This is a genomic window from Candidatus Phycorickettsia trachydisci, assembly GCF_003015145.1.
GTDB classification, from domain to species: domain Bacteria; phylum Pseudomonadota; class Alphaproteobacteria; order Rickettsiales; family Rickettsiaceae; genus Phycorickettsia; species Phycorickettsia trachydisci.
In genome coordinates this window covers 1,252,501-1,268,093 of record NZ_CP027845.1, presented here as the reverse complement: position 1 = coordinate 1,268,093, position 15,593 = coordinate 1,252,501, and the positions used below count along the sequence as shown (strand labels likewise).

16 protein-coding genes, 1 tRNA gene and 1 pseudogene are annotated in these 15,593 nt (G+C 33.3%); 11 read left to right on the top strand and 7 right to left on the bottom strand.

Annotated features, from left to right (window positions below; translation table 11 throughout):
• Positions 1-4: 4 nt before the first annotated feature.
• The 5 genes from phytr_RS05475 (at position 5) to phytr_RS05455 (ending at position 4,080) form a co-directional block, all read left to right on the top strand.
• Positions 5-985: a DNA polymerase beta superfamily protein gene (locus phytr_RS05475; protein ID WP_106874860.1), complete on the top strand. Its 981-nt coding sequence runs from the start codon at positions 5-7 to the stop codon at positions 983-985.
• 1 nt (position 986) lies between these two features.
• Positions 987-1,802: a nucleotidyltransferase domain-containing protein gene (locus tag phytr_RS05470; RefSeq protein WP_158706888.1), complete on the top strand. Its 816-nt coding sequence runs from the start codon at positions 987-989 to the stop codon at positions 1,800-1,802.
• A 100-nt stretch (positions 1,803-1,902) separates the two neighbouring features.
• Positions 1,903-2,316 carry a toxin-antitoxin system YwqK family antitoxin gene (locus phytr_RS05465; RefSeq protein WP_106874858.1) on the top strand — a complete coding sequence of 138 codons (414 nt, stop codon included), beginning with the start codon at positions 1,903-1,905 and terminating at the stop codon, positions 2,314-2,316.
• A 199-nt stretch (positions 2,317-2,515) separates the two neighbouring features.
• Positions 2,516-2,773: a hypothetical protein gene (locus tag phytr_RS05460; RefSeq protein ID WP_106874857.1), complete on the top strand. Its 258-nt coding sequence runs from the start codon at positions 2,516-2,518 to the stop codon at positions 2,771-2,773.
• A gap of 560 nt (positions 2,774-3,333) precedes the next feature.
• Positions 3,334-4,080: a hypothetical protein gene (locus phytr_RS05455; RefSeq protein WP_106874856.1), complete on the top strand. Its 747-nt coding sequence runs from the start codon at positions 3,334-3,336 to the stop codon at positions 4,078-4,080.
• On the opposite strand, the gene phytr_RS05450 is transcribed toward phytr_RS05455, so the two are convergent.
• The 3 genes and pseudogenes from phytr_RS05450 to nuoF form a co-directional block, all read right to left on the bottom strand.
• A complete protein-coding gene (locus phytr_RS05450) occupies positions 4,063-4,422 on the bottom strand; it encodes an IS1 family transposase (protein ID WP_158706887.1) in 360 nt (119 codons plus the stop codon). The two genes, phytr_RS05455 and phytr_RS05450, sit on opposite strands and share 18 nt — an antisense overlap.
• The gene (locus phytr_RS05445; RefSeq protein ID WP_106874854.1) at positions 4,412-4,777 is read right to left on the bottom strand and encodes an IS1/IS1595 family N-terminal zinc-binding domain-containing protein; all 366 of its coding nucleotides are present in this window, start codon (positions 4,775-4,777) and stop codon (positions 4,412-4,414) included. The genes phytr_RS05450 and phytr_RS05445 overlap by 11 nt, the downstream gene beginning before the upstream one ends.
• A 68-nt stretch (positions 4,778-4,845) precedes the next feature.
• Positions 4,846-5,760, bottom strand: a pseudogene (nuoF, locus tag phytr_RS05440) (NADH-quinone oxidoreductase subunit NuoF); the annotation flags it as partial.
• A 46-nt stretch (positions 5,761-5,806) separates the two neighbouring features.
• Here nuoF and phytr_RS05435 point away from each other — a divergent pair.
• A tRNA-Ser gene (locus phytr_RS05435) sits at positions 5,807-5,896 on the top strand.
• 66 nt (positions 5,897-5,962) lie between these two features.
• On the opposite strand, the gene phytr_RS05430 is transcribed toward phytr_RS05435, so the two are convergent.
• The 4 genes from phytr_RS05430 to phytr_RS05415 all read right to left on the bottom strand — a co-directional run bounded on the left by phytr_RS05430 (position 5,963) and on the right by phytr_RS05415 (position 10,584).
• Positions 5,963-6,895 carry a pentapeptide repeat-containing protein gene (locus phytr_RS05430; protein ID WP_106874852.1) on the bottom strand — a complete coding sequence of 311 codons (933 nt, stop codon included), beginning with the start codon at positions 6,893-6,895 and terminating at the stop codon, positions 5,963-5,965.
• 82 nt (positions 6,896-6,977) lie between these two features.
• Positions 6,978-7,271, bottom strand: coding sequence for a hypothetical protein (locus tag phytr_RS05425; protein WP_106874851.1), 294 nt, complete (start codon positions 7,269-7,271; stop codon positions 6,978-6,980).
• A gap of 124 nt (positions 7,272-7,395) precedes the next feature.
• Positions 7,396-9,351 carry an ankyrin repeat domain-containing protein gene (locus tag phytr_RS05420; protein WP_106874850.1) on the bottom strand — a complete coding sequence of 652 codons (1,956 nt, stop codon included), beginning with the start codon at positions 9,349-9,351 and terminating at the stop codon, positions 7,396-7,398.
• Between the two features lie 186 nt (positions 9,352-9,537).
• The gene (locus phytr_RS05415) at positions 9,538-10,584 is read right to left on the bottom strand and encodes a mannose-1-phosphate guanylyltransferase (RefSeq protein ID WP_106874849.1); all 1,047 of its coding nucleotides are present in this window, start codon (positions 10,582-10,584) and stop codon (positions 9,538-9,540) included.
• Positions 10,585-10,809: 225 nt separating this feature from the next.
• Here phytr_RS05415 and sucC point away from each other — a divergent pair, with 225 nt between their 5' ends.
• The 5 genes from sucC to phytr_RS06430 all read left to right on the top strand — a co-directional run bounded on the left by sucC (position 10,810) and on the right by phytr_RS06430 (position 15,244).
• Entirely contained in the window at positions 10,810-11,982 is a 1,173-nt protein-coding gene (sucC, locus tag phytr_RS05410; RefSeq protein ID WP_106874848.1) for an ADP-forming succinate--CoA ligase subunit beta, read from the top strand.
• A gap of 3 nt (positions 11,983-11,985) precedes the next feature.
• Positions 11,986-12,864, top strand: coding sequence for a succinate--CoA ligase subunit alpha (gene sucD / locus phytr_RS05405; RefSeq protein WP_106874847.1), 879 nt, complete (start codon positions 11,986-11,988; stop codon positions 12,862-12,864).
• A gap of 100 nt (positions 12,865-12,964) precedes the next feature.
• Complete coding sequence (locus tag phytr_RS05400; protein WP_106874846.1) at positions 12,965-13,666, top strand: hypothetical protein; 702 nt, start codon at positions 12,965-12,967, stop codon at positions 13,664-13,666.
• Between the two features lie 320 nt (positions 13,667-13,986).
• Positions 13,987-14,895, top strand: a complete 909-nt coding sequence (locus tag phytr_RS06435) for a phosphodiester glycosidase family protein (RefSeq protein WP_158706886.1) — start codon at positions 13,987-13,989, stop codon at positions 14,893-14,895.
• Positions 14,896-14,998: 103 nt separating this feature from the next.
• Positions 14,999-15,244: a hypothetical protein gene (locus tag phytr_RS06430; protein WP_158706885.1), complete on the top strand. Its 246-nt coding sequence runs from the start codon at positions 14,999-15,001 to the stop codon at positions 15,242-15,244.
• The last annotated feature ends 349 nt before the right edge of the window (positions 15,245-15,593 follow it).

Here is a 15,593-nt window from a genome sequence, read left to right as displayed (position 1 = left end):
TAGAATGGAAATTATTGTGCAAATTAAGTACGGATCTCACTTATATGGCCTAGATACAGCAGATTCTGATCTTGATATTAAAGGGGTCTATATTCCTGAGGTACGCGATATACTTTTGCAAAGGGTTCCCCCGGTTGTCTGTTATAATAGGCCTAAAGGTCAAGGAGAGAAGAATAATTCTAAAGATATTGATTATGAACTTTACAATCTCCAAAAATTTTTAAATTTACTGTCTAAAGGTCATCCGGTAGCTTTAGAAATGCTCTTTGCACCAGATTTTGCTATGCTTTTTCCTCCAAAAAATGAATGGTTTCAGATTAAAAAACTTGCTCCACAATTGCTAACAAAAAAAGGAGGTGCTTTTGTGAGTTATTGTAAGCATCAAGCTAATAAATACGGTCTTAATGAATCTCGTATAGCTGCATCACGTATAGCATTAGAATTTTTGATTGAGGCAGAAAATAGATATGGTGTAAAAACAAAGCTTAAAGTCATTGAGGAGAAACTGAATAATTTATCTAACGTTAACAGATTCTTATCTGTGATTAAAGATCCGGAAGTAAGTCGAAAGGTTGGCTATTACTTCGATATCTGCGGCAAAAAAATTTTTTTAAATTCAAGTATTAAGTCCGCTCGTATTATTGCTCAGCATCTTGTGGACGAATACAATAAAATAATTATGAAGGCAGAAACAAATCAAGATATCGATTGGAAAGTTCTATCTCATGTAGTGCGTTTAGGACATCAGGCAATTGAGCTACTTACTACCAATCACATAACATTTCCAAGACCAGAAGCGAAACATTTGCTTAAGATTAAACAAGGCTGTTTACCATTTAAACAAATCAGCGAAGAGATAGAACGCCCACTTATAGATATCGAGGCTGCAATGATAGATTCGACTCTACCTAATAATTTTGACCCTATAATAATCGACAATTTCATTGAGCATGTGTACGGCACTAAGGTTAAAAAAAGATTATAATATGATTATTACACCTTTAATTAGTCACGAAGCTAAACTACATATTCAAAATAAACTACAACAAGTAGCAAAAGAACAAGATGTGCAAATTTTGCTTGCGGTAGAGTCTGGAAGTCGTGCTTGGGGATTCCCATCTAAAGATAGCGATTATGATGTGCGGTTTATCTATGTGCGTAAAAAAAATACATACCTTTCTGTTAAAAATTATCGAGATGTAATTGAAGTACCCGTGTTGTATGATGAAGTACTTGGTGTGCCTTTCGATTTGAATGGATGGGATATTCGTAAAGCTTTACAACTTGCCCTAAAATCAAACCCAGTATTGATTGAATGGTTGGTATCACCAGTATGTTACATGTCTGATTTTAACATAATCACAAAAATAAAAACTTTTGCACAAAAAATAGCAAATTTACACACGTTTTGCTATCACTATCATAATGTTGCTAAGAATTCATGGCAGCAAATCCAAGAAAGTCCTGAACAAGTAAGATTAAAACTTTATTGTTATGCTTTGAGACCTATTTTAGTTTTGCAATGGATGTTGATTCATCAGCAAACTCCTCCGATGCACATGCAAGCTTTGTGTAATGGTGTTAATGCTGATCATAAACTACTTGAAGAGATTAAAGATTTAATCAATAAAAAATTGATTGCTAATGAAAAAGACTTAATTAAACGCAATTTTATATTAGATAGTTATATTTCTCATATCTTGGAAAATAAAGCAGGGTATAGTAAAGAAATATTGGAAAATACTGAATTTATAGAACAGGCTGATAATTTATTTCGAGATATAGTTTTTAAATCAACTTAATTTTTTATGCTCCTATTGATTATTTTTATAGCAAATTAGCTAGCAATTTGCCATAAAAAGACTATAAAATTTAAACATTATAATAAATCTGTTTATCAATATGAAGAAATATATAGAAACTAAAGAATATGATGACGGGTCTAGAGGACGTTTTGAAAAATTAAATGGCAAGCATGATGGCCTTTGGCAAATTTTCTATCCAAACGGTAAAATTAAGTGGGAAAGGCAGATGTCTAAAGGACTTGATCATGGTTATTCTAGGAAATTTAACCAAGATGACTACCTTGTAGAAGAAAGGTACTATTTTAAAGATGTTTTAGACGGTTGTTCGAAGATTTTTGACGATATGGGCAGATTAAAAGAAGAAACTTTTTTTGATATGGGATACGCCTTAAGAGAAAAAGTTTATGATGCTGAGGGTAATGTGATAAAAGATGAAACAAAAGATAATTTAGTATCATATGATGCAACAAAGTTGCTCAATCCGCAATGGGGTTTCTTAAAGTTAATATAATAGAAAAATATACGATTATCCTTTTGATGGTGATGACTTACTAGATGCAATTATGCACGCTATAGATGAGGGGGATCATTCTCCTTCAGAAGACCATATGGTAATATTTTTAATTAACAAGGGTACGTCACCGTGTGATAATATATTTTATGTTTCTGATAATGTTTCTGAAAATTTATAGCACCTGCTTAATATACACATGGAAAACCGTCACCATGAAAGCGATAATATAAATGAACCTTTAAATACACCAGAAGAACAAGCGTTGGGTATATTAAATCTCTTAAAATCTTGTGGGCAAGGGTTAATAGAAGTAAGTGAGGAAAGTGATGACCAAGAAGGAAGCTATGTCCAAGAGTTAATGAGAGAGTATAACTCAATGTTAAGAGGATTGAAGAATTATGTGGATAAATTAGAAATAGGAAGAATAATAAAGACTTTTACAGAAAAAGGCTAAATTAGAAACCAATCCTGTAAAAGCTTTCCATAGCAATTTATCTTTCAAAAAATTAGATAAATTATACGATGAATTAGGTAAATTATTAGATGATGGAAGTGACACAGAGTATAACTTAGATGATGTAAGTTATATTTTCAAGAAATTTAAATCTTATGCTAATGAAGTAAAGCAAATAGCAAAATGTGCATCATATTCTTACTTGATACGTAACGCAGACAGTCACAATGCACCAGACTATGAGACGGGTTCATTTAGTGGGCTTCAAGGACATTTGGTCTACTTTTTGGACATTAAGGATCAGGGGGTTTTAGGTGATACTTGCAAGAATCCTTTATTGCAATTATCCGATTATATCAATGAAGGCTAAAGTTGCTAGTCATTTAGTTGAAGCAAGACAGCCTAATTATGAAATCAAGCCGCCACCGCCATAGATAATGGAATAAAAATTGATGCTACTACAACAAGTGGCAAAACTGCTTTATATATTGCTACGCAGACTAGTAACTTACTATATAATATTATAAGTATACAAAACACAATTTAGGAGGTACATAATTATGCAAATTTCAAGGATACAATATGCTTTTATCAATGATCAAGCTGAAATTAAAGAAGTTATAGACCTTACAAAACTTATAAACCGCAAAGGGCAACTAGATACAATAACGTACATTTTAACAAAGATATTCAAAGAATTTTTTTTCCTTGAAATCAATTATAAATATGGCGGTAGAAATGGACATTTGCAATTGGAAAACTATAGAGAAAAAGCAGTTTTAACATTGTATTCCTCTGGTTATACATTAGATCAAGCACGAAAATATATAGAATTAGCAAATTTAGTAATTTCAAAACTTGAATACAAAGAATTCTTCCCCAACTTCAAAGAATCGCTCCCAGTATCACTTTACATTGAGATAGGAGCAAAACTGATCTCACAAGGAAAAGATCTCAATTTACAAACAAGCTCAATCCATTTAATGACTGCTATTCTTGAGTATGATAAAGAACGAGTCAACAAATTGAAACGGGCAGGCGCTAAATTAGATATAGATTTATATGAAATTTATTCAAAATTGCCGACAATTTTAGAATATGATTCAATAAGGAAACTCTTTCAGGATGTAATTACAAAACAAATAATAGAAGAGTTTGAAAATCAACGACTCGAAAATCTTAAAACATTGGTACAATCCAGAGAAATATTGCTAAAACTAAAGCCTCTAAAAGATATAATACAACCAATGGAAAAACTCATCATGCAACACATACAACAAAGAGAGTATTTACATAAAGATAGATAAAGCTCTACTCTGAAAAACTTTGAAGATATTCTGATCTGTCAAAGCACACCACATTTTTAAGGTTATATCTACCATTTCTAAGGACTTAGAGACCACTTTGGTCTTTCTGGTCATACGCCCTAAATGATGGCGAGTATTGCTATTGTCTCTCTCTATAGTCAAGGTGTGCTCTTTGCCTACAACATGACGTTTTGGAGGTAAAACTTGTTTGAAAGCACTCCAATCATCTGTATAAAAAATGCAAGTCTTTAGATGCTTGACTTGATCATACAATCTTCGGAAGGTTTTAACATCACGATTGCCGATAACCCATCCAATGGTTCTCCTTCTATCACGATCCACTGCTTTGATGATCCATTTCTTGTTTTTTTGACTGGATAAAGTGCCACATTTCGTCAAATTCTATGTTTCTTATTGTGGAATTAATTCGAGGCTCTTGGATTGTAGTTGCTTCTTTTTTTATCCATCTCAAAACAGCTGGTGAGGTTACTCCAAAAAGTTTAGCAATAAAACCATATGATGCTTTACCTAGGGCATAAAGTATTACTGCAAAAGCTCTTTTGATGGATGTTGCATATCTTATTCTTCCATCTCCTTCAACGAAATTATAGCCACAAATTTTGCATTTAAATCTTTGCTTACCACGTACATTACCATTCTTGACAATCTTGTTTTCTGAACAGTTTTTGCATTGCATGTTACTATACCATTTGAGTTATCTAATGGTTATATTATTACTTATCTATCTCTATGTAAAGACTCTCCAAAATCCATCGTTACTTTTTCTGCGATCTCTTTAGTAATAAGAGGACATGATGAGCCTCCTGGAATTATAGCCTTTAAGTTATCCCATCCACCTCGCACACCACCGGCATGTTTTTCAATAAGTTCCTTTAAAGGAATGCCCAATACTTCTTCAACATTACAAGGTTTATTTACGTGACCTGAAATAGAAAATATCTTTGTACCATTGCTGTTTGGAACACCTAAAGCAGAAAACCATGCAGCTCCCCGCCGTAGTATACTTGGCACAACCGAAATAGACTCAACATTATTAATAACCGTAGGGCAACCATAAAGACCCACCCCAGCAGGAAAAGGAGGTTTAAGTCGCGGCATCCCCTTATTTCCCTCTAAGCTTTCAAGTAGGGCCGTTTCTTCACCACAAATATACGCCCCTGCTCCGTTGTGAATAAAAATATCTAAATCATAACCAATGCCAAGTAGGTTCTTACCGATTAAATTATTTGCATATGCCTCATCTATAGCTTTTTGCAAAATTCCTGACTCATAGAAATATTCACCTCGCACATATATATAGCAAACGTTTGCGTTAATAGCAAAACTTGCGATCAAAGCTCCTTCCACAAGTTTATGAGGCTCATTCCTTAATATGCTGCGATCCTTACACGTACCAGGCTCTGATTCATCAGCATTGACTACTAAGTAATGAGGTTTATCTTTTTTAGGAGGTATGAATGACCATTTCATACCAGTAGCAAAACCAGCACCACCTCGTCCTCGCAAATTTGATGCTTTAATTTCACTGATTATCCAACTTGCACCTTTCTGTAATAACTCTTTTGTACCGACCCAGTCTCCTCTTGCCATACTCGCCTTAAGTGATGGACCATTACTTCCGTTAAGGTTAGTAAAAATACGATCTTTATCCTCTAGCATAAAATAGCCCTTGAAAAACGTTAAATTTTCTTATATAAAAGTACGTGGATGGATGTCCGAGCGGTTTAAGGAACCGGTCTTGAAAACCGGCGTGCATGCGAGTGTACCGTGGGTTCGAATCCCACTCCATCCGCCACTTATCCGCATCACCAAAACTTCTTTCATTTCTTATCCACTTAAGCACATCACACATTCTGATCACCTACTTTAGATTCGCTTCTAAGGGATCGCTATATGCGTTTGCCTTATCGTATATTACACTCATACCTGAGCTATCGATAAAATTGACCGCTGCATAATTAAAGTAAGAATTCTTAAAATTACAACCCTGAATTTGCGTCTTATCAAAACTGCTTCTAACGAAAAAAGAATTAGAAAAATTTGAATCAATTATGCTCCCACCTTTGAAAGTTGAGTTATTAAAGTTACTTTTAGGAAGCTTGAAATGATTTAATGTAGTATCTGTAAATTTTGAGCTACTTAAATCGTTATCGCTGCCAATCGCCTTATCTAATTTGACCTTGTTCCAAGTGCTTTTGCTTAAATTAACACCTAAAAACACATTATTAGCTATTTGAGTATTATCCACAGCTAAAGTTTGCATACTATTATTCTTGAACTTTGAATTTTTAATTAGGCTTTGAGTAAAGACCGCTTTATCTAAATAAGAATCCTTGAAACTGCAATCTTCTATAGTAGAAACTTTAAAAGCTATGCTAATTAAATCAGCGTGAATCAAAGTAACATTTTTCCAAACTGAAGTATCAAATACTGATCCTTCGAAACTTGAGCCTTGAATATTTACCGATTCAAAGTTAACGCGCACAAATCTACTTGCTTCAAGTTTACTATTTTGAATTTGGGCGTTTTGGAAATTTGCACCTGAGAAATCTACTTGTAAAAAGCTACTATTGATTATTTGTACATTGGATAAATTAATATTAGACAAGTCATATCCCTTAATATTTAGGTTCTCCAACACTGAACTGTAGTTGCTTGCAACGTCAAGGGGTTTTTGATTTGCTCTAGCGTTTTTGATGTAATCTATAAATTCTCTACTTTGATCATTTTGAGAATTAAAACTACATCCTGAAATTAAACTTGATATTAAAAATAGGTTTAGTATTGGGCGCATCAGATTTATCCTGATTTTTTATACCTAATACTATTACTTTTAAGTATAAAAAAATAATTAATATTGCACCTGGAAGAAATTTTTACGTTTGTGTGTCGCGCAAGAGATCTTTTGCTTGTTTCGATGGACCTGTATATATTATATTTTTATATCCTTTGCTAAGAGCATAATAAAGTCCGGCTATGTCATCATCTACTCTAAAAGTCTCTGCCTCAATATGAAACTCAGACTTTAAGGTCTTGAAAATGTAATCTATTGCAATAGGTCCTAAGGATCTAATCGTACCTGGCGCATTGATTAAACTAGTACTTTTTGAAACTTTAGATAATTTTTCTCTAGCTTCAATTAGATTGTGAAATTCAATTTGTTCTTGCATGAAAAATAAGATAATTAGACAAATCAATAATAAAATATAATACACACTATGACAAAACAAATTACATGGATAAACAAAACCAGCTGCTTACAGTCAAGTGTTTGTTATCAGTCATAGCGCAGTTTTAAATATCATCCACCACAGGCACACATCCATCTTCGCCTGTTTTTTGTACTCTTGACTCTGGTTGAAACTCGTGGTTTAAGTTTTGGAGCTTGGAAAATATTGGGGCATCTTTACATATCTCTGTAAATACTATCTGCTTTTTCGGTGGTATAAATGACGAAATTAAATTAAGTAGAGGTTGTTGAGGATATATTTTGGATTGAATGTAAGGAAAAGGCATATCACAAATTATGTTTTTTGAAGCCTTTAAATCTTGTTTAAATTTTGTCTTAACTTCATCTACTAAATTATCAGCCAGCCCTTCAAATCCTACTATAGAAACAAATAATTTAATAGCTTCTTTATATTTTTCTAAGCTATCTTCTGCTTGAGAATTTTTGTTTTTTATAATCTTCTCTAATGCCTTAATAATCTTATCATAACCTTGCTTTAAATAATACTTGTGTAAAGTTTCTCTAACACCTTTTTTAATTTTTTCGTTAATGTTAAGTTTGAAACAAGCCGTGGATATATTCATTAAAGCTCCTACAGCCACACTTAAATCATATTTAAAAGCTTGTTCACAAATTTTCGGGACAAGTTTATCGCGATACATGTGAGAAAAGGTAAATATATCTATATATATTCCAGAGTTTAGTAACTTGATAGCAATTTCAAACTCAGTTTGCCCCTCAAGAGCAACTCTTAATAAATCTTTAGGCAAACTAGTCAATGCCTTTCCCTTGTCAATTAAAAAGTTTACTATATCTGGGTGTCTATCTGTGACTGCGATATATAAAGGTGTCTGCTGATCATCATCCATGATATTAACATCTGCGCCAAATTTGATAAGGAGTTGTACCACATCTGCATGGTTTTGACGTGCAGCATAATGCATAGGAGTCTCAAGTAAATTACCTGTTCGGCAGTTAAGATCTAGACCTTTTTCTTGCATAGTGTGTATCGCTTGCTCTCTACCTTGCATTATAGCCTTAACTATATTTTCGCTATCACCTTGCATTACAGCCCAAAGACCATATTTATTACCTTGAATTTGTCTCTCAAGAATATTAAAACCCTTTCTGTGAAATAAATTTATTACTTCTTCATTTTGGCTACACAAGGCATAATCTAAGACGTTGTAGCCATGTGGATCTACATTATTAATATCTACTGCTCTATTTAACAAAGTTTCTATCACCTCGATATTTTCCTTTAATACGGCAGCTTGGATAAGAGTAATACCTTCATGATCTACTCTTTCCAAATCATAACCCTGTTCCACTAGTAACCTTATCTCCTCCTCAGCTCCAAATTGATCTATAGCGATAACGAGAAATTTGTTACTAAACTTAAATTCATCCCTGTGTACCAACAACTCCCTTAAGAAATTCATAAAGCCCTCCGCCTCTAGGACGGGTGTTTCATCTGATTCATAATCTATCGAAGCACCTTCATTAAGGAGATATTCTACAACATTATACTGATCCCATAAAAAAGCATCTGATATAGGTACATCATCATAAACTCCATCAATAGGAAAACCTTTTTCAATAAGCCACTTTACTATCTCAAGATGACCTTTACGAGCAGCCTTTGTGAGAAGATAAGCTTTTTCTGATTTATTAGTGTCAACAAACTCAGGAAGTCCATTTTTCCACAATTCTTTTAATGCTTCTAGTTGATTATAATATATTGCCCATCGTGAAGGTGTTTCACTGTCACTACCGGATTCGTTAGGAATGTCAGGATAGTACCATGTAGCCTTGGCATCAAAGTCAGCCCCATGATCTAACAAACACCTTATAACGTTAATAAGACCTTGTTTGGCTGCATAGTGTAATGGCGTTGGAACAGGATTATTGCCTGGATTTAGGGGTGGAAGTCGATTACCAAAATCAAAACCGCTTTCTCTTATCAAGCGTATTGCTAACTCTTCGTTTCGAGCCTCTATGGCATTAATTATTTCTTGCATAACAATTCCTTATTGATTTAATAATAATTAAATCATATTTATATACAAAAAGCTAGATATCTTAAATGAGAAATTTACTATTCAATGCAATTTTATGCATAGTGTTAATAAAATAGTTATTTTTGAAAAAGTTTTTAGATTAAAGACTAGAAGAAATCAATAGTATTAATCATACATTATCGAGCCTTAACACTGACCACGCAAACTTTCTATCGAAGCCTCTAGTTCTTGCATTTTTTCTTTAGATGCAATTAGTAAACATTCCTTATTACTAATAATAATCGTATCCTGCATACCTACAACAATCGTGACCTTTTTATCATGTATTACGCAGCAGTTCTTAACATTATTTGTAAAAGTATTATCAGAAAGATGGTTGCTGTTTAAATCTTTGCTGATAACGTCTAAAAACGTACTTAAATCACCAATATCAAACCAATCAAACCTTCCTTCAACCATTGCGACATTTGTCATCTGCTCCATAAATTCATGGTCAATACTTCCGATCCCTTGTATTTGGTTATACTTTTCTTCATCTAAGTATATATTGCGGCCTTTTACTTCCTTCTTATTTTCCCAAATTGATTCAGCAAGATCTAATAAATGACTGTGAGTAGTACGTACTATAGATAAAAATTTAGATGGTTGATATAAAAAAATCCCACTATTCCAGAAAAAACCCCTTTGAAAATAATTGCTAGAAATTAGCGCTGGTTTTTCTACAAACTTCGTTACTTCAAATGCTCCATCTTCAATTTTTATGCCCTTTTTAATATATCCATATTTAGAGCTAAACTTTGTCGGCTTTATTCCAATAGTCACTACGTTATGATCATTAGTGTGCGCAGTTGCTTGCAAAACAGTTTGAGTATAAGCATAATTGTCTTTGATTTGATGATCTGCTGGGATAAGCATAACGGTAGTAAAGTCCTTTTCTTTAGCAAAGATAGCTGCAATAATAGCACAAAGCGCCGTACCTTTTCCCGAAGGCTCAACTATTACATCACACTCAATGCCAAGCTCTGCTATTTCCTTTTGTGCAAGGTTTTTGTGTTTGTTATTGACTATTATTGTTGGCCGTCCAAAGCAAGCATTACGAATAATAGCCTGTTGAATAGGACTTAAATTATTATCAACTTTAATAAATTGTTTTGGTTTGCTATTAATAGATAAAGGCCAAAGCCTAGTGCCACATCCGCCAGCCATTATCACTGGTTTTATCTTTTGTTGCATATAATAAGTTTATTAACAATAGATTTAATATATTTATTATTTAGGTAGCATAATATTAAATAATTCATATAACTTGCAGAAATCTAATTTCTTTAAATTAATTTATATCACATAAACAATAATAATGCAACGTTTTGATAATTTTTTCCCCACTAAATACAATTCAACTAGGCTTTCTCAATAATTAGTTCTAGAATAATTGTATTATCCATATAAGATAAATTTATGAACATCCACGAATACCAAGCAAAACAGCTGCTTGCAGCCAGCGGCTTAAGGATTTTACCGGGCGTAGCCATAACTTCTCAAGATCAAATCAAACCTACTATTGAATCATTTGATTCAGATATGTATGTTGTAAAGGCTCAAGTACATTCAGGTGGAAGAGGCAAAGCTGGAGGAATTATTGTAGCTAAAAATAAAAAAGAAGCAGTAGAAGCATGTAACAAGCTTTGGAATAAAACTTTAGTTACAAAACAATCTGGCCCAAAAGGCAAATTGATTAGCAAGCTTTATATTGAGGGTAGTTGCAGTATAGTTCATGAGTACTACTGCAGTATGCTGATTGATCGAAGCAAAAATTTGATTAGTATTATTATTTCTCAAGAAGGGGGTATGGATATCGAAGAAGTAGCTAGCAAATCTCCCGAGAAAATTTTCACGGTCAATATTGATCCACTGATTGGTATTAGCTCTTTTATTTATCGTAAAATTACACTTATGTTAGGGTTGCCTGTAAGCATGATAAGTGAAGTAAAGCAAACAATTGGCGGAATATATTCATTATTCATGCAAAAAGATGCTTCTTTAATTGAGATTAATCCTTTAGTTCTAACTTCAGATGATAAGTTAGTAGTTTTAGATGCAAAAATTGGTTTTGATGAAAACGGATTATTTAGACATAAAGACATACTAGACTTAAAAGATCCAACTCAAGAAGATCCATTGGAAATTAAAGCAGCTCAGCTTGGAATTAGCTATGTCAAAATGGATGGCAACATCGGTTGTATGGTTAATGGTGCAGGTCTTGCTATGGCAACCATGGATTTGATTAAGCTTAAAGGAGGCAGTCCCGCAAACTTTTTAGATGTTGGAGGAGGGGCTGATAAGAATAAAGTTGCAGAGGCATTTAAAATCATATTATCTGATACAGCTGTGAAAGGTGTGTTAGTCAATATTTTTGGTGGTATTTTGCGCTGTGATGTAATTGCAGAAGGAATTATTGCAGCTACAAAAGAGCTAAAAATTAATGTACCTCTTGTTGTAAGGCTTGCTGGTACTAACTTTGAGCAAGGTAACAAAATATTAGATAATGCCGGTCTTAATATACACTCAGCAAGCGATCTGAATGAAGCAGCAAGCAAAATAGTATCACTTAGTAACAGTTCAATTTCATAAATTATGTCTATTTTAGTTGATAAAAATACCAAAGTAATTTGCCAAGGATTTACTGGAGATAATGGAACATTTCACTCCACTCAGGCAATAAATTATGGTACGAAAATGGTAGGGGGGGTGACTCCTGGCAAAGGTGGCCACACACATTTAGGACTGCCTGTATTTGAAACCGTGTATGATGCTGTAAAGACAACAAATGCGGATGCCAGCGTGATTTATGTTCCCGCTCCTTTTGCAGCTGAAGCAATATTAGAAGCAATAGATGCAGAGTTAAAGCTTGTTGTATGTATCACGGAAGGTATTCCTATACTTGATATGCTAAAAGTTCGCAGAGCCATTAATAACTCTAAAACAAAGCTTATTGGACCAAATTGTCCGGGTATTATCACTCCAGAAGAGTGTAAAATAGGTATTATGCCTGGTTACATACATAAAAAGGGGAATGTGGGGATTGTTTCAAGATCTGGCACATTAACTTACGAAGCTGTAGCTCAAACTACCGCTGTAGGACTGGGACAATCTACTTGCATTGGTATGGGGGGCGATCCTATACATGGCTTAGGATTTGTTGAAATTATTGAGATGTTTCTAGCAGATCCAGATACAACATCTATCATCATGATAGGTGAAATAGGTGGTAGTGATGAAGAAAACGCTGCAGAGCTTATTAAAAACAGTAAAATTAAAAAACCAACTGTTGGATTTATTGCAGGCAGGACTGCGCCAAAAGGAAAACGCATGGGCCATGCTGGCGCAATCATATCAGGTAACTCTGGTTCTCCTGAGCATAAAGTTGAAAAGCTAAAAGAAGCTGGTGTGGTAGTTAGTGACTCACCAGGAGAAATTGGTATAACTCTATCAAACTTACTTAAAAATCTTTAATTAAAATTAAATTTATTAAGATAAAGATCTAATCTTCTTAAAATATCTGTTACGGACATAAGTTTTACCGTGTTATAATAAAACAAAAATAGGTAAAACTATGCAAGATTCTCATTTATTAGGAGCTGATTCATCTAATGAACAAGAAGATATAAAAAATGATACTTATTCTAATGGATCTGACTCAATTGAACATTCATCTCAACTATCACATAGCTTTTCGCTTCTATCTATTATGCTATATGGTTCTGATTATGAAAAATGCGAAACGCTTACCGATCATGAAAGTATCACGATTTTAAAAAACTTATCACCACGCGAAGATGATGAACTAAAAATTAAGGAAGAACTTAGAAGATTTAATAGAGATAAACGTGAGCAAGATCACGTTGTCCTCATGAATGATATGTTATACCTGTCGAATGAGGCCTCAAAACAGAGGGATATAAGGCAATTGAGAGCTTATGAGGACATATATAATACTTTACTTAATCTCAATATTTTTCAAGGCCAAATCGAAGAGCAAACTACTTCAGAAATTCAGAAGAGAGTAAGGTTTATTGAAGCTTTTGAACAAGAAACATTTAAGAAGATAGCTGGCAAATACCCTATAATTAATCAAAAATTACAAGATGCGTTTTCGAGGGAAAGCTCAATCCATTTATTTCAACATTTATTGATTCAGCTGTATCCAGGTTTGAAAGAGGCTAAATCTTTTAATCACAATATATCTGAACACATTTGGAAATATTTAGTTACTTCAGATCTAAATATTATGATTGAAAAACTAGAGGCTAAATAGTACTTTCTCAATTTAGATGTAACTGCTTGATTTCATGTAATGATTTGAGACATCAAAATTTTTCTTCATCCTGCTTTTTTAGGGTACAGACTTTAAGAGGTTTTATTACTATGACTTCTAAAACTTCCCAAGTATCTAAAAAAGCAATGAGTTCTTAAATTATTCAACTAACTTTGATCTAAATTTTCTAAAGTTTTAACAGTTATACAAACTGACTTAAAAAATTTTCGCACAAAACTTCATCTCACAAGGGTTCCATAAGAGTCTACAAAAATGTACTTAATTGCGTTATGATTTAAACATAATCAAATCAAAAAATTATGAAAAAAGCATTTTGGGTAGTCGTATTAATTTTTCATGCATTATTAGTTTGCGCTTGTTATGAATACGAAAGAAAGGTAGATGGACGTCACACTATCCATATAGTTACAATAGATCCTAAAAATTTTGATATTGATATTGTCAAAGCTGAATCATCCAATGATAGAGAAACAATTGACTCAATTGCTAAACGCATTAATGCTGAGATAGCTATTAATGGTGGGTTTTTTGAAATTAACCAGCACGCTAGTAAGCCGAGCGGCACTTTGGTGATCAAAGGAAAAAGTTACAAGATTATCAATAGACCACAGCCTTTAATTATAATTGATTCTAAAGGTTTAAGTATTAAATTCGCTAACCCTATTAATTACGTGAAAGAATCCGTTATTTCAGGTATGCCTATTCTTGTCCAAGATAGTAAAATACCAGAAAACATTGCGCAGAGAAATACTGCATTTTATACTTCTGCTCATGCTCGCACGTCTTTAGGGATAAGGGGAGATGGAAAAATTATCATAGTGATAGCTGAACATAGATATGGACGAGATTTAATGAGTATCACTATGGGAGAAATTCAATCTTTAATTCAAGAAAAGAGAGAAGTACTTTCAAAACAGTTTGGTTGCAAGAACCCGGGATCTATCACCTTAAATGAATTAAAAAACATCCTTAAAGCAGAATTTCAACAAGAAGGTACATTTGTAGGACTTAGTATATTAGAGCTTGATCGTTTTATGCAAAGCTTAGGATGTAAGGATGCTATTAATTTAGATGGAGGGGGGTCATCTACTTTATGGATTAAGGATAAAGTTGTAAATCAAACTTTTGGTGACGAAGATGAAGCTGTGGGTCTAAAAGTGTTGCGTCCAGTACATGATGCAATTGTATTTAAGAAGCCAAAGCCCTAAAACGAATACTTATAGTCTTATGATTTTTGATTTTTTTTACCAAAAAATCTTTCAATAATATGACGCTTGGCTTATAGCTAAGCATTAGCATTGGTTCAAATCTTTGACTCTCTATAACTATAAAGGCATAACGTATACAACTAATAGTATTTATCAAGGCATAGTATGTACAGCCGAAAGTGTTTATAAAGGTTTTATCCATTTGGTTGAAGGAGCTGAAAAGATAATGGAAAATCTGTTTTTTTCTAAAGTCGAAAAATTGGAGGAATATGAAAATATTAATAAAATTTTTTGTGATGAGGTTTCAGAAATTACAGGTAGTTCTTTTGAGATAGATGATAATCTCTAAGATATTCGGATCATACTCTCACGAAAGCTTTTGGCTAAAGATAGAAATTGCCCTGGTATGAACATTGTGAATCCACTTTTTGAACTAATAAGATACCATATTTTTAAATTCAATATTTTTGCTAATTCTAGGTTTTTCTATTAAATCAAACTTTTTCTTTAACCATTTAAACACGGCACCCTAAGTTACTCCAAACAAAACCATACAATACTTTGACGAAAATATACGGTACTTTGTTGGTATGACATTTATCTATTTATATGCACGTAGATCTCAATTATCTATAGTTATCTTTGCAGTGGTGCAATGCTTTATATTGTATCATTTACCGCTTCTTTCCTTTCAGCAA